The sequence below is a fragment of the Nonomuraea sp. NPDC049655 genome (assembly GCF_044465465.1).
Classification (GTDB): domain Bacteria; phylum Actinomycetota; class Actinomycetes; order Streptosporangiales; family Streptosporangiaceae; genus Nonomuraea.
In genome coordinates, this window is the sequence record NZ_JBITLS010000006.1 from 223,297 (window position 1) to 238,952 (window position 15,656).

The following is a 15,656-nucleotide window of genomic DNA, read 5'->3' on the forward strand; positions in this document are numbered from 1 at the left end:
CACCTGTAAGGGAACCGGCTGCCGGCGCCCGGAGGTGATCATGGTGCGCGTCGCTGTGTCGGGGCACAGGGGCTTGCCGGGAGAGACCGCTGTACTGGTCGATCGGGCGATACGTGAGGCTCTTGTGGAGTGCCTTCCCGACCTCGGTGGGTTGTCCTGTCTGGCGGACGGGGCCGACCAGATCTTCGCTCGTGCGGTACTCGATCTCGGCGGTGTGCTGGAGGTCGTGATCCCGGCCGAGCGGTATCGGGACGGGCTGCCGGACGAGTGCCGTGCCGCGTACGACGAGTTGCTGGGCCGGGCGGGCCGGGCTCACCGGCTGGAGTTCGCGGAGTCCACCGCGGAGGCCCACATGGCGGCCAGTGAGCGGATGCTGGATGACGCCGATGTGTTGTTCGCCGTCTGGGACGGGCAGCCGGCCCGAGGTCATGGCGGCACGGCTGACGTGGTGGCCGAGGCTCGGCGGCGGGGGATGTCCGTCCGGGTGATCTGGCCCGAAGGGGCTCGGCGAGGTTGAGGGACTCTGGCCGGGGCGGGCCCGAGACGTGAGGGGGGCGTGGCCCGGGCGGGCGGTGGGCGTCGGTGACGGGCGCGAGCCGGCTGTAGATCCGTGTGCCTGTCTGCTTATCCCGCTTTCCGGCTGTTCGGCGGTGTTTGTGGTCGGGGGGCTGGTGAGAAACCGCATCCCCGGGAGGAAAGACGCGTGGTGGTGGGAGAAAGAAGCACACCTCGTGTCGGACCGTGGCTCGGCTTCTTTGCCTTCCATCTGTCACTGTGCTCCCGTCAGAGCACGCGCCGGGCCACCGGTGCGGCATCTTCTTCCCTGCGTGGAACAGGCAGGAGCCGTGAACCTAGAGGCGCAGATCCTTGAGGTGATGCTACGGGTCAAGGCGCTCGAGACGAGCACCCGCACCGCGGACGACCTCACCATGATCAGCATTGTTCTGATGATGACCGAACTCGTCACCTTCCAGGCTGAGCTGAGACAAGACTACGAGGCCCTGGTGGACGAGATCACCGGGCTGCGGCACCACATCAACGCCCATGACGCCGTTCCGCAGTGTGGCCTGCCGCGTTGCGGCCTCCTGCGCCGCCCCGGCCCTCGGCAGCGCCCAGAGAGCAACTAGATGGTTGGTACCAGGCCTTAGCTGTGGCGAAGGTGCGGTTCACGAGGGCGTTCATGCTCGATGGGAGAGCTGGGCGCCTTCGCGACCGCACCTCGGTATCGCGGGTCTCACTCATTGGCATCAACCATCCCGCGAGCCGGAGTCGTCGTAACTCCGTGGACGTCGGCTGCTCGTACAGCCGATCATGGAGTGTGGTGTGGGAATCGGCGGGGCGGTTGTGGGCCGGGTTGGCTGGGGTGCCTGGCGTGTTTCCTGGGCGTGGCGAGGTTGCGGTGGTGGTCTCCGCCAGGTCGGGGTTGTGTCCGCCTGGGTGGACGGGGATCGTCGTGCTGGACGGCGGGGCGCTCGTCACGGTGCCTGATGCCGGGTTGGTCGAGCCGTTGCGTCGGGCCCTGCGCGGCGGTCTCGGTAGGGACGGCGTCGATCTTCCGCGGCTTTCCGAGCGGCTGGAGGTGCGCGAGGTCTTGGGGCCGGCGACGCTCGCGTACGTCGATGCCGACGCGTTCGTTCCCTGCCATGTCGGGGCGGATGTCGAACCGCTGACGCTGGGGGACCCGGAGGTCGGCGGGCTGCTGGCGGCGGTGAGCGAGCAGGATGCCGACGAGAGCGGGCTGGCGGAGGTCGGTTCGGCGGTCTGGGTGGTTCGTGCGGGTGGGGAGGTGGTCGCCGCCGCCGGGTATCGGACGTGGTTGGACACGGCGGCGCATCTGTCCGTACTGACTGCCGAGGGGTTTCGGGGGCGGGGGCTGGCTCGGGCGGTGGCGTCGGCGGCGGTGGCCGACGCGCTCGGTGCGGGGTTGCTGCCGCAGTGGCGGGCGCGTCCGGAGGCGTCGCGGCGGGTGGCCCGAGCTCTCGGGTTCCGCGAGCTCGGGTCACAGGTGAGCCTTCGCGTAGAGCGGTGACCGTGCCTCTGTGGAGCCGTGACCGTATCTTTGGCGGGTGGGCAAAGTGTCGTCGGCGGTGTTCGAAGAGGTGTCCGTGCTTTGGGAAGAGCATCGGCACATTCCGTTTCCCGGGCTGGCTGATCGGGACCTGTTCGCGGACCTGGTCCTGGCGGACGACGGAGTCGCGGGTGTCATGTTCTGGTACGTCCGCAATGAGGGTAAGCCGCTCACCGACCAGCTGCGCGAGCAGCTCGTCAGCAGCGCCCGCGACCTGCGCTGGATCCGGCGGCGAGCGCGTGGCCGGGAGGCGAGGACGTACGTGGACCGGCTGCTGCGGATGGCCGACCTGATCCTCGGTGGCTCCCCGGCCGGATGAGGAGCCTGCCTGGCGGCCGGTCAGATCGCGTCGGTGAAGCGGGTGAGAAGGGTGCGGAGGGTGGCGCGTTCCTCGGGGGTGAAGGCGGCGGAGATGCGGCGTTCGATGATCACGGCTGCCTGGTCCGCCACCCGCAGCGCCTCGCGGCCGGCGTCCGTGAGGTGGGTTTCCAGCATGGTGCGGTGCCACTGATGGGGGGAACGCTCGATCAGGCCGTGTTCGAGCAGGTTCTTCAGTACGACGTTCATGGCCTGCGGCGTGACCAGGCATTCCCTGGCCAGGGCGGCGGCGGAGATGCCCGGGTTGGCGTGGAGGGCGAGCAGGGCGGCGTACTGGGGCACGGTCAGTCCGGCGGTCTTGACCGCGGCGTGCTTGGCCGCCATGAGTCGCTGCTCGGCACGCTTGACGTCGAGGCCGAGCCGCTCCTCCGGGGGCATGTCCATGCCAGGAGCCTACAAGTCGGCAGGGACTCAAAGCTCTTATGGTCATAAAAGCTTTGATAGTGTTCCGGGCATGTCCGTTATTCCGGAGAGCCATCTCGACCTGTTGACCCGTCCCCTGTACGTCCATCTGGCGACGTTGATGCCCGACGGCACCCCGCAGGTGACGCCCGTGTGGACCATCTGGGACGGCGAGTTCCTGCGCTTCACCACCACGAACGACCGGCAGAAGGGACGCAACGCCGGCGCCCGCCCGCACGTGGCGATCTCGGTCAACGATCCGGAGCAGCCGTACCGCTACCTAGAGGTGCGGGGCACGGTGGAGCGGGTCGAACCCGACCCCCAGGGCGACTTCTTCGACGTGCTGGCCAGGCGGTACGGCCTCGACTACGCGCGGCCCGTCGGCGACGCCGAGCGCAGGGTGGTCATCGTGGTGCGGCCCACCCGCTGCACCAGCCAGTGACCGGACACCTCTAGGACGGCTGCCGGGGGCGGGGCTGGGCGCGCATGTGCATGCGTTCGCCCTGCCGTCCGAACAGGTTGAGCACCTCCACCGGATGATCGCCCGCGGGGCCGAACCAGTGGGGCAGGTGGGTGTCGAACTCGGCGGCCTCGCCGGGCCCCATGACCAGGTCGTGGTCGCCCACGATCAGGCGGACGCGTCCCGAGAGCACGTACATCCACTCATAGCCCTCGTGCGTGACGGGCTGCGGCTGGTTCTGGTCGGCGGGGATGACCGACTTCCACGCCTGCAGCGGGCCGGGCTGGGCGGTCAGGGGCAGCACGGTCCGGCCGTTGCGGACCACCGGCTTGAGCCGGACGCGCGGGTCGCCGACCTCCGGCGCGCCGACCAGCTCGTCCAGCGGCACCTGGTGCGCCTCCGCGATCGGCAGCAGCAGCTCCAGGCTGGGCCGGCGCTGCCCCGACTCCAGGCGCGAAAGCGTGCTCTTGGAGATGCCGGTGGCCTCGGCCAGGGCCGACAGGGTCACGCCGCGCTGGGTGCGGAGGTGTCTGAGCCGGGCGCCGACCTGGGCCAGCGTGGCGTCGATCCGCGATTGCCGCTCCATGAGGCCCATTCCACCTCCGATTTCCCAGAAATGGCAACAGAAGTTGTCATCCCCGCGTGCCGGGTCGCACCATCGGGGCCGGAGGTGATCGCCATGACTACGGCGATGAACAGCAAGGACACCGAGTACGACGTAGTGGTGGTCGGCGCGGGGGCGGCCGGACTGAGCGCGGCCCTGCTCCTCGGGCGCGCGCGCCGCAAGGTGGTCGTGGTCGACGCGGGCGCGCCGCGCAACGCCCCGGCCGCGCACATGCACGGCTTCCTGTCCCGCGACGGCCTGCCGCCCGCGACCCTGCTGGAGCTCGGCCGGGCCGAGATCGAGCGGTACGGCGTGCGGTTCGTCCGGGGTCGTGTGGAGGAGGTCGAACCGGGCTTCGCGGTGCGGCTGGAGGGCGGTCCGGTGCTCGGCGCCCGCCGCCTGCTGGTCGCCACCGGCCTGTACGACGAGCTGCCCGCCATCCCCGGCGTGCGGGAGCGGTGGGGCAAGGACGTCCTGCACTGCCCCTACTGCCACGGCCACGAGGTCGGCGACCAGCCGCTGGGGGTGCTCGGCACGCATCCGGGGGCGGTCCACCAGGCCCTGCTGCTGCGCCAGTGGAGCGACGACGTCGTCCTCCTCACCCACACCCTCGACCTGACGCCGGAGGACCGCGATCGGCTGGAGGCCCGCGGCGTGCGCATCGTCGAGGGCCCGATCGACCACCTCGTCGTCGAGGACGGACGGCTGCGCGGCGTCGAGCTCACCGACGGGCGGGTGCTGCCGCGCGCCGCCGTGTTCCTGTTCCCGCGCATGGTGCCGCAGGACCAGGTGCTCACCCGTCTGGGCTGCGACAAGGACGACGCCGGCTGGGTCGTCACCGACCGGACGGGACGGACCAGCGTGCCCGGGGTCTGGGCGGCGGGCAACGTCGTCGACCCGCGCGCGCAGGTCGTCACGGCGGCGGGGACGGGGGCGGCCGCCGCGTCCGCCGTCAACGCCGACCTGGTGGACGAAGAGGTGCGGGACGCCGTCGAGCGGCGCCGCGCGACGTCCGTCCTGGCTCGTTAGCCCCCCCGCACGCAAGGAGACTTCGTCATGCCCGCGCATGTTCCCGGCTCGGTGCGCAGCGTCACCGAGCAGAACTTCACCGAACGCGTCCTCCAGGCGGGACGTCCGGTCCTGATCCAGTTCTGGGCGGCCTGGTGCCGTCCGTGCCAGATGGTCACCCCGATCGTGGAGAGCCTGGCGGCCGACCGCGCGGGCGAGGTGGACGTCGTCCGGGCCGACCTGGACGACCAGCCCGGCCTGGCCGCCCGGCACGGCATCACCGCCGTCCCCGCCTTCGTGGTGTACGCCGGCGGCCGGCCCGCCGGTTCCTGGACGGGAGCCGCTCCCCGGCACGTCCTGGACGAATACCTCACCTCGGCCCTGCGCGCGGCGGGGGCGGACCGATGAGCGCCACGGCCACCGGACGGGCGGCGGTCGCCCGCGGCAGGTTACCGCTGGGGGTCTACCTGCTGTCCTTCAGCCTGTTCTCGATGGGCAGCGCGGAGTTCCTGCTCGCCGGGGTGCTGCCAGCGGTCGCCGCGGACCTGCGGATCACGCTGGCCTCGGCCGGCGGGCTGATCTCGGCGTTCGCGGCGGGGGTCGTGATCGGCGGGCCGCCGCTGGCCATCATGACCCTCCGCTGGCCGCGCCGGACGACGCTGGTGGTCGCCCAGGCGGCCTTCGCCGCCTGCGTGGCGATCGGCATCCTCACCGACAGCCATCCGGTGCTGCTGGTCACGCGCTTTCTCTCCGGTCTGGCGTACGCGGGGTTCTGGGCGGTGGCGGCGGTCACCGCGATCGGGCTGGTCCCGGCGGACCGCACCGCCCGCGCGTCCGGGGTGGTCGTCAGCGGGCTGAGCCTGGCGATGATCGCCGGCGGGCCGGCCGGGGCGATGATCAGCTACTTCACCGGGTGGCGCGGCGGGTTCTGGGCCGTGACCGCGCTCACCGTCGCCGGCGCCGTCCTGACGCTCGTGGCGCTGCCCGCCACCGGCGGGCACGGGCAGGCGAGCGTCCGCGGCGAGCTCCGCACGATGCGCCGGCCGCAGCTGTGGATCGTGTACGCCGTCACCCTGCTGAGCACCGCGGCCTACATGATCTCCTACAACTACCTGGCGGCGTTCCTGACGCAGGTCACGGGCGTGCCCGGGGTCTGGGTGCCGGTGATCCTGACGCTGTTCGGCGTGGGGGCCTTCGCCGGGCTGTCGGTCGGGGGCCGCATCGCCGACCGGCTGCCCACCCACGCGCTCCTGGCGGGGGCGCTCGGGATCGCGGCCTGCTCCGTGCTGCTGGCCCTGCTCGGGCGGCACGTCGCGGCCGTCGTGCCGCTGGTGCTGCTGCTCGGCGTCGCCGGGTTCGTGCTGAACCCGGCCGTCTACGGGCGGGTGTTCGCCATCGCGTCGGGGGCGCCGGCGCTCGCCGGGGCCACCACGGTCTCGGCCTTCCAGCTGGGCATCAGCCTGGTGCCGGTGCCGGCCGCCGTCGTGCTGGACGCGGGGGCGGGGGTCGCCGCCGTCCCGTGGATCGGCGCGGGGCTGGCCGCGCTCACGGTCGTCCCCGTCCTGCTGGACCGGTTGGCCTCGCGCCGGACGGGCTAGCAGACGCCGGGCAGGCCGCAGACCTTGACGGCCATCTTCCTGGCGTTCTTGGTGAGCCGGCCGGGGTCGTAGTCGCCCTCGTCGGTCCGGTAGATGATCAGTGCGCTGCCCCGGCGCGCGACGACCCCCGTGACCGTCTGGTCCACATTGCCGTCCTGCCGGGTCCGGTAGCCCATGCCCACGGCCTCGTCCCCCGCCTTCACCTTGGTCGTCCGCCACTGGATCTTGAGCGTGGGCGCCGACGGGTCGCCCTTGCGCGCGCACCGCGCGGCCTCGGCGCGCAGGCCCGTGAGCGCGGCGTGGGCGGCCCGGGGGCTCCTGTAGAGGACGAGCTGCTCGGCCGACTCGCTGGGCCCGGTGGTCCAGTGGCTGATCGTGCGGGCGGCCGTCCGGCCGCGGTCGACGGCACGCCGGTGCCCGCACGGGTTCAGCTCGAAGGGCGCGGTGAGCCTGTCGCTGATCTTGTATCCCTGCTCGGCGGCGTCGTCCGGGCTCAGCGGCACGCGCGCCTCGCGCTCGGTGAACAGGAAGTTCTTCGGAATCTCGGTCACGGCCGCCGGAGACAGGGCCAGCAGCAGGGAGAGCGTCACGCCGATCATGAACAGTTGGATGCCGCCGGGACCGGCTTGGTTCTTGGTGTGTGGCGCGGATCACAGGGGCGTCGTGTCACGGATGGGGCGGGGTCTTGCATCACGTGGTCAGACGCACCGTAGGAAAGGGCACGGCGATGACCACACAGCGCGAGAACGGCAAGGCTCCGCACCACGTCCTGGTGCTGGGGGCGGGGTACGCGGGGATGGCGGCGGCGATCCAGCTCGCGGCGCGGACCAAGGGCCGGACGGACGTCCGGGTGACCCTGGTCAATCCGCGGGAGCGGTTCACCGAGCGGTTGCGGATGCACGTCGTGGCGAGCGGGCAGCAGGTCGCCGAGATGCGCATCCCTGAGCTGCTGGAGGGCACCGGGGCCCGGTTCGTGCGCGGCTGGGTGACCGCCGTGGACGTGCGGGCCAGGAGCGTGCGGATCGACGACAACCAGGTCCTGCACTACGACACCCTCGTGTACGGGCTGGGCAGCGTGGCCGACACGGTGACGGTGCCGGGGGTGGAGGAGCACGCGTACACGCTGGACAGCGTGCCGGACGCCGAGGCGCTGTCCGCCCGGCTGGGCCGCCTGGGCAGGGGCACGGTGGCCGTCTGCGGCAGTGGGCTGACCGGCGTCGAGTCGGCCGCCGAGATCGCCGAGCGCCACCCCGAGCTGGACGTCGTGCTGCTCGGCAGGCAGGAGCCGGGCGCGGCCATGGCGGCCGGGCCGAGGGAGTACGTCAGGAAGGCGCTGGCCCGGCTGGGCGTCCGGGTGCGCAGCGGCGTCGAGGTCACGAAGGTGCTGCCGGACTCGGTCGAGATGGCGGGCGGGGAGAGCGTCCCGGCCGACGTCGTGCTGTGGACGAGCGGCACGCGGGTCTCGCCGCTGGCGGCGGCCGCCGGGCTCACCGTGGACGACCGCGGCCGGATCGTCACCGACGCCTTCCTGCGCTCGGTCTCGCACCCGGACGTGTACGCCCTCGGCGACGCCGCCGCGATCCGCCAGGGTTACGGCGTCATGCACGGCACCTGCCAGAGCGGCATGCCGACCGGCGTGCACGCCGCGGTGTCGATCCTGCGCGCCCTGGACGGCCGGCGGCTCAAGCCGTTCCGCTTCGGCTACTACCACACCCCGGTGAGCCTCGGCCGCAACGACGGGGTCGTGCAGTTCACCCACCCAGACGACAGCCCGCGCCGGGTGTATCTCACCGGTCGCACGGCCGCACGGTATAAGGAGACGGTGACTGCAGCACCCTGGCCGACGTACGTCCGCATGAAGAAGATGCCGGTCTCCGGCGCGCTCTGGCCGCGTGGCGGCCGGTTCACCCGGATCGGCGCCGGGCGATGAGCCGCGCGTACCCGGAGCAGGACCAGCAGGTCTTCGACGAGCATCGCAAGCTGCTGTTCTCGGTGGCCTACCGCGTGCTCGGCTCGGCGGCCGACGCCGAGGACGCGGTCCAGGACGCCTGGATCAGGTGGTCGGCCGATGACCGTTCGCAGGTGGCGGATCCGAAGGCGTACCTGGCGCGGATCGTGTCGAACGTGGCCCTGCAGCGGCTGCGGTCCACGCAGTACCAGCGCGAGATGTACGTGGGGCCGTGGTTGCCGGAGCCGATCCTGACCAGCGGCGACACCGCCGACGACGTCGCGGGCGCCGATTCGGTCTCGACGGCGATGCTGGTGGTCCTGGAGACCCTGAGCCCGCTCGAACGCGCGGTGTTCGTGCTCAAGGAGGTCTTCGGCTTCAGCCACGCCGAGATCGCCGAGGCGGTGGAGCGTTCCGAGGCGGCGGTGCGCCAGGTCGCGCATCGGGCGCGGGAGCACGTACAGGCCCGGCGGCCGCGCTTCACGGCGGACCGGACGCGGCAGCGGGACGTCACGCGGCGCTTCCTGGCCGCCGCGACCGGCGGCGACATCAACACGCTCATGGAACTGCTGTCCCCTGACGTCACCCTGTGGACCGACGGGGGCGGGAAGGTGCGCCAGGCGCTGCGTCCGGTCGTGGGCGCGAAGACGGTGGCCGCGTGGTTCGCCGCGATCGGCACGGTCTCCTACCAGGGCGTCGAGCCGGGCGACATGCGGGCCGAGCTCGCCGAGATCAACGGCGGCCCCGGCGTGGTGTTCAGCGGTCAGGGCCGGGTCGTCGCCACCGTGACCTTCGACTTCGACGCCGACGGGCACATCACCGCCGTCCACAACGTCGCCAACCCCGACAAGCTGGGGGCGGTCGCGGCCGGGACCGCCCGCGACCTCACGCCTTGACAACCGTCGCTGACCTGGACGGTGGCGACGACCTGACATGTCGGTTGTCCGCCATGCCCTAGTCATGGTGTGTACGTCCCTTTCTGGCAAAACTTTCTTCTGCCGGTTGCGCAACCCCCCAACCGGTAGAAAGAGAGCCACCGCCATGCCATTCAGTCGTAGAGCGGCGCTGCTCAGCGCCGCCCTCGCCGCCACGCTCGTCGCGGCAGGCACCGGAAGCGCCCACGGTGACGCGACGGCCCCCGCCGCCGGAGTCACCGGCGTCCCGGCGTCGTCGGTCACCACCGCGCGGGTCACCCTCATCACCGGGGACGAGGTCACCGTGGCCAGCCAGGCCGGCCGTCCCGTCTCGGTCACCGTCACCCCCGGCGAACGGTCGGCCGGCGCCCTGCGCACCTACACGGTCGGCGGCGACGTGTACGTGCTGCCGAACGAGGCCGCGCCGCTGGTCGCCTCGGGCCAGGTGGACAAGCGGCTGTTCAACGTCACCCAGCTCATCGCCCAGGGGTACGACGACGCCCACAGCGAGTCGATCCCCACCATCGTCCGCTACTCCGGCAAGGGCCTGGCCAAGGCCGCTCCGCCCGACGGCGGCCGGCTCACCCGATCCCTGCCCGGCATCCGGGGAGCGGCCGTCGCCGCGGACAAGAAGCGCGGCGGCGCGTTCTGGGAGGCCGTGGACGACGACACCGCCAAGGCGGGCACGCCCAAGGCCCGGCTCTCCGGCGGCATCGAGAAGCTCTGGCTGGACGGCAAGGTCAAGACGCTGCTCGACAAGAGCGTGCCGCAGATCGGCGCCCCCGAGGCATGGGCCGCCGGTTACGACGGAACCGGCGTCAAGGTCGCCGTCCTGGACACCGGCGTGGACGCCGAGCACCCCGACCTGGCCGACCGGATCGCCGAGAGCCGCAGCTTCGTCCCCGGCGAGACGGCGCAGGACGGCCACGGGCACGGCACGCACGTCGCCTCCACGATCGCGGGCAGCGGCGCGGGCTCGGGCGGCAAGTACAAGGGCGTGGCGCCCGGGGCCCGGCTGCTCGTGGGCAAGGTGCTGGCCGACGAGGGCGCCGGCATGGAGTCGTGGATCCTCGACGGGATGAACTGGGCGGCCCACTCGGGCGCGAAGGTCGTCTCGATGAGCCTGGGCGGCCAGGAGGGCGCCGACGGCACCGATCCGATGGCCGTGGCGGTCAACGAGCTGACCGCCGAGACGGGCGTGCTGTTCACCATCGCCGCGGGCAACAGCGGCCCGGGGGCGACCACGGTGGGCTCGCCCGGCGCGGCCGAGGCGGCGCTCACCGTCGGCGCGGTCGACTCGGCCGACGCGGTCACCGACTTCTCCAGCAGGGGTCCCCGCGGCGGCGACGGGGCGCTCAAGCCGGAGATCACCGCTCCCGGCTTCAAGATCGTGGCCGCCCGCGCCGCGGGCACCTCGATGGGCACGCCCGTGGACGGCACGTACACCACGGCGAGCGGCACGTCGATGGCCACGCCGCACGTGGCGGGCGCCGCCGCCATCCTCGCGCAGCGGCACCCCGACTGGACCGCCGCGAGGCTGAAGAACCAGCTCGTCAGCACGGCGCGGACGACGGCCGGCACCCCCGTGCACAGCCAGGGCGCCGGCCGCGTGGACGTGAGCCGCGCCGTACGCCAGCCCGTCTCTGGCTCCGGCGTGATCGACTTCAGGCTCGCCGACTGGGACGCCGGAGAGCCGGCCACCAAGCAGATCGAGTACGTCAACGACGGCGACCAGCCCGTCACCCTGACGCTGGCCGCCAAGGGCGCGGGCGAGGACCTGCCGGCCGCGGCGCTGACCCTGGGCGCCCAGACGGTGACCGTGCCGGCGCACGGCACCGCGTCGGCGGCCGTCACCGTCGACACCTCGGCCGTGCCGGCGGGGGCGCACGGCGCGCACGTCACCGCGACCACCGCCGACGGCCAGACGGCCGTGACCACGGTCGTCGGCTTCGTCCGGGACGTGGAGCGCTTCGACGTCACCCTCAAGGTGCTCGACCGGGACGGCAGGCCGACCACAGGCGCCGCCGTCGTGCACGACATCAACCTCGACAGGCTGGCCCTTCCGGACAGCTACCTGATCGGCGCGGACGGCACCGCCAAGGTCCGGCTGCCCCGGGGCGAGCACGCCTTCATGGCGGAGATCTTCCACTACGCCGCCGACGGGAACCGGGTCTGGGAGTACACCTACGGCGCCGAACCGGGCGCGGTCATCGACTCCGACCGGACCATCACCTTCGACGGCGCCAAGGCCGGACCGGTCACCATGGACACCCCGAAGCCGAACCAGACGGACAGGGTCCGGCTCGGCCTGTCGGTCCAGAGCGCGGCCGGCACCAGCGCCTACGGCCTCGAACAGTGGATGAACGGCGAGACGAAGGTGTACTCCGTCCCGTCCCAGGGCACGAGCAGCCGCTTCGAGTCCCGGGTCGCCTGGTCGCTCACCGCGCCGGAGCTGAAGGCCCAGGTCCTCGGCGCCGGGGCCGAGCCGATCGAGCCGGCCTACTTCCGGGGCCGGGCCGGCTCCGCGCGCATCGACGGCGCCCAGGTCCTGCGGGCCGCGGACGCCGGGAGCGGGCGTCCCGAGGACTACGCGGGGCAGCCGGTCCGGGGACGGCTCGCGCTGGTCAAGCGCAGCGCCGAGCTCACGCCGCAGCAGCAGGTCGACAACGCGGCCGCCGCGGGTGCGGGCGCGGTCATCATCTACAACGACAAGCCCGACAACTGGGGCGCCGACAACTGGAGCACGTCGCCGTCCAGGATCCCGGCGATGACGCTCGCGGGTGAGCAGGGCGCCCGGCTGGCCGCGGCGGCGGCCAAGGGCAGGCTCCAGGTCCGGCTCTCGGGCACGGCGGTGAGCCCGTACGCCTACGAGCTGGTCAAGTACCGCAACGGCGGCGTCCCGGCGGACCAGCGGTACAAGGTGCGCGACGGCGAGCTGGCCACCGTGCGGTCGTCGTTCCACGCCTCGGCGCCGGCCACGGAGGCCGGGTACGCCCGGTCGCTGGTCTCGCCGATGCAGGGCACGGCCTACGCGGTCTTCACCCGGATGATCACGCCGCGGCCCCTCACCGAGTACGTCACGGCCGACCTGCGGACCTTCGAGTCGATGCAGGTGGGCTCGGTCTGGGAGGGCGGCCAGGCGTGGCAGCAGACCGCGCCGTCCGTGCTCAAGGCCGGTCAGCGGGTGTCGCGCGACTGGAACAAGGCGGTGGTCCGCACGGCGCTGCCGGCCGCGGCGGACAAGTCGGCGGTCCGCGAGGGCGCGATCGGCGTGCTCTTCGCGGGCGGGCTGTTCGACACCGCGCCCGGCCAGACGTACCTGTTCCGCGCCTCCGCCGACAAGGAGCAGTCGACGGTCTACCGCGACGGCGAGCTGCTGGGCTCCGCGCCGTCGGCGGCCGTCGCCTTCCCGGTGGTGCCGGAGCGCGCCCAGTACCGCGTGGTGACCGACGTGCAGCGGAACGCACCTTTCTGGACGACCTCCACCAAGGTGCGCACCGACTGGACGTTCCACTCGCAGCAGGTGGCCGCCCAGGACCTGCTGCCGGTCCTGTCGATCGACTACGACCTCGACGTGGACGAGACCAACAGCGCCCACGCGAACGCCCCCACCCGCGTCGGCCTCGGCCTGCGCTACCCGAAGGGCCTGGCGGGGCCGCGCATCACCCGGGCCGCCCTGTGGACCTCCGCCGACGACGGCGCCACCTGGCAGCCGGTACGGCTCGCCGGGGCCGGTGAGCGGGCCTTCACCGGCACGATCAGGAACCCGGCCAAGCCCGGCGGGTTCGTGTCGCTGCGCGTGCAGGCCACCGACGCCGACGGCGGCACCGTCGAGCAGATCGTGACCCGCGCGTACCAGCTACGCCGATAGTTCCAGGTGAGGGGCGTCCCCGGCGGGGGCGCCCCTCACAGCGGGATCATGCCGGACCGGGCCGCGTACCAGGCCAGCTGCATGCGGCTGTCGGTCCCGGCCAGCTTCATCAGCCGCCGGATCCGGCGCTGGACGGTGCGCTCGCTGGTGCCGAGCCGGCTGGCGACCGTCTTGTCCGGCATCCCGGACAGCAGGTACGTCATCAGCGCGACATCGGTGTCGTCCCAGGCCGCGACCCCTTCGGTCACGCTCGTGGCGGTGAGCCGCAGCGGGGTCGCCGCCTGCCACACCCGCTCGAACAACTCCACCAGAAGATGGACCAGGGACTGCCCCCTGACCAGGAGGAAGCCCGGCTCCACGCTCGTCTGGTCGGGCAGGACGGGCAGGAGCACGACCTCGCGGTCCACGATGATCATCTTGCTGGGCAGCTCGGCGGCGATCCTGATCTCGTAGCCGCCCTTCAGGAACCTGGCGATCTCGGCCGGGGCCCTGGGGTCGTCCAGCGCGGCGCGTTCGTACACGTAGCGGTAGGTGGCCAGGGCGTTGGTGGAGTCGTCGAGGTTGACGTCGAGCACGTACGGAGGCCGGAAGAAGGCCAGCACCTCCCGGCGGGCGCCGCGTTCCAGGTTGCCGAGCCAGGTGGCGAGCTGTTCCGGCGTGGTGAGCGCCTCGATCTCGCCCGCGGGCGAGGCCGCGCCCGTGCGGTAGACCTCCACCAGCTCGGCCAGCCTGCCCTGCACCTGCTGCAACGCGGCCTGGCGCTCGGCGATCAGCGTGCCGAGGCCCACGTCGGGGGGCACGGCCATGTACAACCCGGTGTTGTCGCGGCTGGCCAGGCCAAGCGCGACGAGCCGCGTCACGGCCGCCGTCACGGCCGTCACCGGCAGGTCCAGCGCCTCGCCCACGTCGGGGATCGTCACCCGGCGGCGGCGCAGGAGCTCCAGGTAGACGACCTCCTCCTCATCGCTGAACCCCAGCCTATCCAGCATCTTTCATCACTTTCCGGCTGCCTGGCAGCATCACGGTCGCTCGTACGCGGGCGCGGCCAGCTCCCAGAGGCCGACGGGCCGCAGGGCGCGCGCGGCGGCGAGCAGCTGCTTCTCGGGCACGGTCCCGCTGGAGAGCCGCACCAGGGTGTTCCCGTGGGCGGTGAACACGGCCCTGCCGTAGTCGTCGCTCAGCACCCAGATGTTCTTCGCCGCCTCCGTGCAGGTCATCTGCCGTGGGATGGCGATCGCCTCCTCGCACGCGTGCTCGGGAGGCACGGTCTCCGGCAGCACATCGACCACGACGGTGGCGGCGTCGGCGCGCTCGTACGTGAGGCTGAGGTCCGGGTGGTGGTTCTCCACCTCGGTCAGCCGGAAACCGGGCAGGTCGGGCACGACGTTCGTGGCGTTCCGGGCGGCCATGGCCTGCGCCTGCGCGGCGAGCGTGGTCACGTCGTGGTTCGACCAGGCCGCCAGGAACAGGGACGCGGCCACGCCGACCGCCGAGAGGCGCAAGGGCGTGGCGACGGGCAGGGCGATCCCCGCTCCCAGCGCGTAGCCGCACGCTCCGGCGGCCATGGTGATCAGGCCGACGCGCCAGGCGCCGAAGGCGAGGAGCGCGGAGAAGGGCGCGGTCATGGTCAGGCCGACGTACAGCGCGACCAGGGCGAACTGCCCCAGCAGCGCCACGAGCCACCAGTTCCGCAACATGGCGTACCAGGACAGCAACATCCCGGCCGGAAGGGGCGCGAACAACATCAGCAGCAGGTTGCCCGCGGCGTCCTCAGGGCCGTGGAAGGCGATGACGGCCTGTGCCAGGCCCACGACGGCCCCCACGAGGGCCGCCCGGATCAACGCGTTCATGCCCGATCATGGACGATCTTCGCCCATTCCTGTCAAGAGGGGGCATCCGTCCGCTTCCGCTGCGAGAACCAGCGCCAGGACGGCGGCAGGAGCAGCAGGACGACGACGGGCACCGGCCCGAGGGCGTTCGCGACGAGCAGTCGCACCGGGTCGAGGCCGCCGGAGTCCATCAGTCGCAGCACCACGTAATCGGTGACGACGAGCACCTCCAGGGCGACGACCGCCCAGCGCACCCACATGGCGCGCCTGCCGAACCGGCCCAACAGCCAGCCGGTCAGCCCGAGGATCGCCGCCTCCCACGCGACCAGCAGGAGCGGGCCGGGCGCGAGGACGGACAACGCCGCGGCGCCCAGGGAGACGACTGCCACCAGTCCGAACGCCACCTGGAGCGTCATGAGGAACCTGGCGGCCTGTACGACGAAGGGCATCGGCTCGGTCCGCACGGTCACCGTCATAGGACAGATCATGACGGATCGGCCCCCGCCGGGACAGGGGAACCCCGCGTGAATCCCGTCTTTCGATCAGGGGACGATCGTCCGTCCCGGGAGCCCTCAA

At 72.3% G+C, this 15,656-nt stretch carries 17 protein-coding genes; 11 read left to right on the plus strand and 6 right to left on the minus strand.

The genetic code is table 11. The features are described 5' to 3' along the window. The first annotated feature begins 40 nt into the window (after positions 1-40). The 4 genes from ACIBQ6_RS20935 to ACIBQ6_RS20950 all read left to right on the plus strand — a co-directional run bounded on the left by ACIBQ6_RS20935 (position 41) and on the right by ACIBQ6_RS20950 (position 2,387). Positions 41-517, plus strand: a complete 477-nt coding sequence (locus tag ACIBQ6_RS20935) for a hypothetical protein (protein WP_364415945.1) — start codon at positions 41-43, stop codon at positions 515-517. 310 nt (positions 518-827) lie between these two features. Beyond that, the gene (locus ACIBQ6_RS20940) at positions 828-1,127 is read left to right on the plus strand and encodes a hypothetical protein (protein ID WP_364415947.1); all 300 of its coding nucleotides are present in this window, start codon (positions 828-830) and stop codon (positions 1,125-1,127) included. A 326-nt stretch (positions 1,128-1,453) separates the two neighbouring features. Beyond that, complete coding sequence (locus ACIBQ6_RS20945; protein WP_397213686.1) at positions 1,454-2,029, plus strand: GNAT family N-acetyltransferase; 576 nt, start codon at positions 1,454-1,456, stop codon at positions 2,027-2,029. A gap of 37 nt (positions 2,030-2,066) precedes the next feature. Further along, a complete protein-coding gene (locus ACIBQ6_RS20950) occupies positions 2,067-2,387 on the plus strand; it encodes a hypothetical protein (protein ID WP_364415951.1) in 321 nt (106 codons plus the stop codon). 20 nt (positions 2,388-2,407) lie between these two features. Here the strand turns inward: ACIBQ6_RS20950 and ACIBQ6_RS20955 are convergent, their stop codons facing one another. Then, positions 2,408-2,830: a MarR family winged helix-turn-helix transcriptional regulator gene (locus tag ACIBQ6_RS20955; protein ID WP_387678124.1), complete on the minus strand. Its 423-nt coding sequence runs from the start codon at positions 2,828-2,830 to the stop codon at positions 2,408-2,410. Between the two features lie 70 nt (positions 2,831-2,900). Between ACIBQ6_RS20955 and ACIBQ6_RS20960 the strand changes: the two genes are divergently transcribed. After that, positions 2,901-3,290: a PPOX class F420-dependent oxidoreductase gene (locus tag ACIBQ6_RS20960; protein ID WP_358290172.1), complete on the plus strand. Its 390-nt coding sequence runs from the start codon at positions 2,901-2,903 to the stop codon at positions 3,288-3,290. 10 nt (positions 3,291-3,300) lie between these two features. Here ACIBQ6_RS20960 and ACIBQ6_RS20965 read toward each other — a convergent pair whose 3' ends face one another. Continuing rightward, a complete protein-coding gene (locus ACIBQ6_RS20965; RefSeq protein WP_397213690.1) occupies positions 3,301-3,894 on the minus strand; it encodes a helix-turn-helix domain-containing protein in 594 nt (197 codons plus the stop codon). 93 nt (positions 3,895-3,987) lie between these two features. Here ACIBQ6_RS20965 and ACIBQ6_RS20970 point away from each other — a divergent pair, with 93 nt between their 5' ends. The 3 genes from ACIBQ6_RS20970 to ACIBQ6_RS20980 are packed head-to-tail and all read left to right on the plus strand — an operon-like array spanning position 3,988 to position 6,518. Further along, the gene (locus ACIBQ6_RS20970; protein WP_397213692.1) at positions 3,988-4,941 is read left to right on the plus strand and encodes an NAD(P)/FAD-dependent oxidoreductase; all 954 of its coding nucleotides are present in this window, start codon (positions 3,988-3,990) and stop codon (positions 4,939-4,941) included. Positions 4,942-4,968: 27 nt separating this feature from the next. Then, positions 4,969-5,328, plus strand: a complete 360-nt coding sequence (locus ACIBQ6_RS20975) for a thioredoxin domain-containing protein (protein WP_364415959.1) — start codon at positions 4,969-4,971, stop codon at positions 5,326-5,328. Continuing rightward, positions 5,325-6,518 (plus strand): MFS transporter, encoded by a 1,194-nt coding sequence (locus ACIBQ6_RS20980; RefSeq protein ID WP_397213694.1) that lies wholly within the window; start codon positions 5,325-5,327, stop codon positions 6,516-6,518. The genes ACIBQ6_RS20975 and ACIBQ6_RS20980 overlap by 4 nt, the downstream gene beginning before the upstream one ends. Here ACIBQ6_RS20980 and ACIBQ6_RS20985 read toward each other — a convergent pair. Beyond that, positions 6,515-7,117, minus strand: a complete 603-nt coding sequence (locus ACIBQ6_RS20985) for a hypothetical protein (protein ID WP_397213696.1) — start codon at positions 7,115-7,117, stop codon at positions 6,515-6,517. The genes ACIBQ6_RS20980 and ACIBQ6_RS20985 overlap by 4 nt on opposite strands. Positions 7,118-7,245: 128 nt before the next feature. Here ACIBQ6_RS20985 and ACIBQ6_RS20990 point away from each other — a divergent pair, with 128 nt between their 5' ends. From ACIBQ6_RS20990 to ACIBQ6_RS21000, 3 genes are all read left to right on the plus strand, one after another. Beyond that, positions 7,246-8,448 (plus strand): NAD(P)/FAD-dependent oxidoreductase, encoded by a 1,203-nt coding sequence (locus ACIBQ6_RS20990; RefSeq protein WP_397213698.1) that lies wholly within the window; start codon positions 7,246-7,248, stop codon positions 8,446-8,448. Continuing rightward, positions 8,445-9,362, plus strand: a complete 918-nt coding sequence (locus ACIBQ6_RS20995; RefSeq protein ID WP_397213700.1) for an RNA polymerase sigma-70 factor — start codon at positions 8,445-8,447, stop codon at positions 9,360-9,362. The genes ACIBQ6_RS20990 and ACIBQ6_RS20995 overlap by 4 nt, the downstream gene beginning before the upstream one ends. 145 nt (positions 9,363-9,507) lie before the next feature. Continuing rightward, positions 9,508-13,251, plus strand: a complete 3,744-nt coding sequence (locus ACIBQ6_RS21000; protein ID WP_397213702.1) for a S8 family serine peptidase — start codon at positions 9,508-9,510, stop codon at positions 13,249-13,251. A gap of 35 nt (positions 13,252-13,286) precedes the next feature. Here ACIBQ6_RS21000 and ACIBQ6_RS21005 read toward each other — a convergent pair whose 3' ends face one another. The 3 genes from ACIBQ6_RS21005 to ACIBQ6_RS21015 are packed head-to-tail and all read right to left on the minus strand — an operon-like array spanning position 13,287 to position 15,556. After that, positions 13,287-14,240, minus strand: coding sequence for a helix-turn-helix domain-containing protein (locus tag ACIBQ6_RS21005; RefSeq protein WP_358290138.1), 954 nt, complete (start codon positions 14,238-14,240; stop codon positions 13,287-13,289). A 30-nt stretch (positions 14,241-14,270) separates the two neighbouring features. Then, positions 14,271-15,101 carry a hypothetical protein gene (locus ACIBQ6_RS21010; RefSeq protein WP_397213704.1) on the minus strand — a complete coding sequence of 277 codons (831 nt, stop codon included), beginning with the start codon at positions 15,099-15,101 and terminating at the stop codon, positions 14,271-14,273. 32 nt (positions 15,102-15,133) lie between these two features. Then, positions 15,134-15,556, minus strand: a complete 423-nt coding sequence (locus ACIBQ6_RS21015; protein ID WP_397213706.1) for a hypothetical protein — start codon at positions 15,554-15,556, stop codon at positions 15,134-15,136. Positions 15,557-15,656 lie beyond the last annotated feature (100 nt).

Coding starts and splice junctions, on each gene's coding strand:
- ACIBQ6_RS20935 (WP_364415945.1), top strand. CDS start 41: ATGGTGCGCGTCGCTGTGTCGGGGCACAGGGGCTTGCCGGGAGAGACC.
- ACIBQ6_RS20955 (WP_387678124.1), bottom strand. CDS start 2,830: ATGGACATGCCCCCGGAGGAGCGGCTCGGCCTCGACGTCAAGCGTGCC.
- ACIBQ6_RS20960 (WP_358290172.1), top strand. CDS start 2,901: ATGTCCGTTATTCCGGAGAGCCATCTCGACCTGTTGACCCGTCCCCTG.
- ACIBQ6_RS20965 (WP_397213690.1), bottom strand. CDS start 3,894: ATGGAGCGGCAATCGCGGATCGACGCCACGCTGGCCCAGGTCGGCGCC.
- ACIBQ6_RS20970 (WP_397213692.1), top strand. CDS start 3,988: ATGACTACGGCGATGAACAGCAAGGACACCGAGTACGACGTAGTGGTG.
- ACIBQ6_RS20975 (WP_364415959.1), top strand. CDS start 4,969: ATGCCCGCGCATGTTCCCGGCTCGGTGCGCAGCGTCACCGAGCAGAAC.
- ACIBQ6_RS20980 (WP_397213694.1), top strand. CDS start 5,325: ATGAGCGCCACGGCCACCGGACGGGCGGCGGTCGCCCGCGGCAGGTTA.
- ACIBQ6_RS20985 (WP_397213696.1), bottom strand. CDS start 7,117: ATGATCGGCGTGACGCTCTCCCTGCTGCTGGCCCTGTCTCCGGCGGCC.
- ACIBQ6_RS20990 (WP_397213698.1), top strand. CDS start 7,246: ATGACCACACAGCGCGAGAACGGCAAGGCTCCGCACCACGTCCTGGTG.
- ACIBQ6_RS20995 (WP_397213700.1), top strand. CDS start 8,445: ATGAGCCGCGCGTACCCGGAGCAGGACCAGCAGGTCTTCGACGAGCAT.
- ACIBQ6_RS21000 (WP_397213702.1), top strand. CDS start 9,508: ATGCCATTCAGTCGTAGAGCGGCGCTGCTCAGCGCCGCCCTCGCCGCC.
- ACIBQ6_RS21005 (WP_358290138.1), bottom strand. CDS start 14,240: ATGCTGGATAGGCTGGGGTTCAGCGATGAGGAGGAGGTCGTCTACCTG.
- ACIBQ6_RS21010 (WP_397213704.1), bottom strand. CDS start 15,101: ATGAACGCGTTGATCCGGGCGGCCCTCGTGGGGGCCGTCGTGGGCCTG.
- ACIBQ6_RS21015 (WP_397213706.1), bottom strand. CDS start 15,556: ATGACGGTGACCGTGCGGACCGAGCCGATGCCCTTCGTCGTACAGGCC.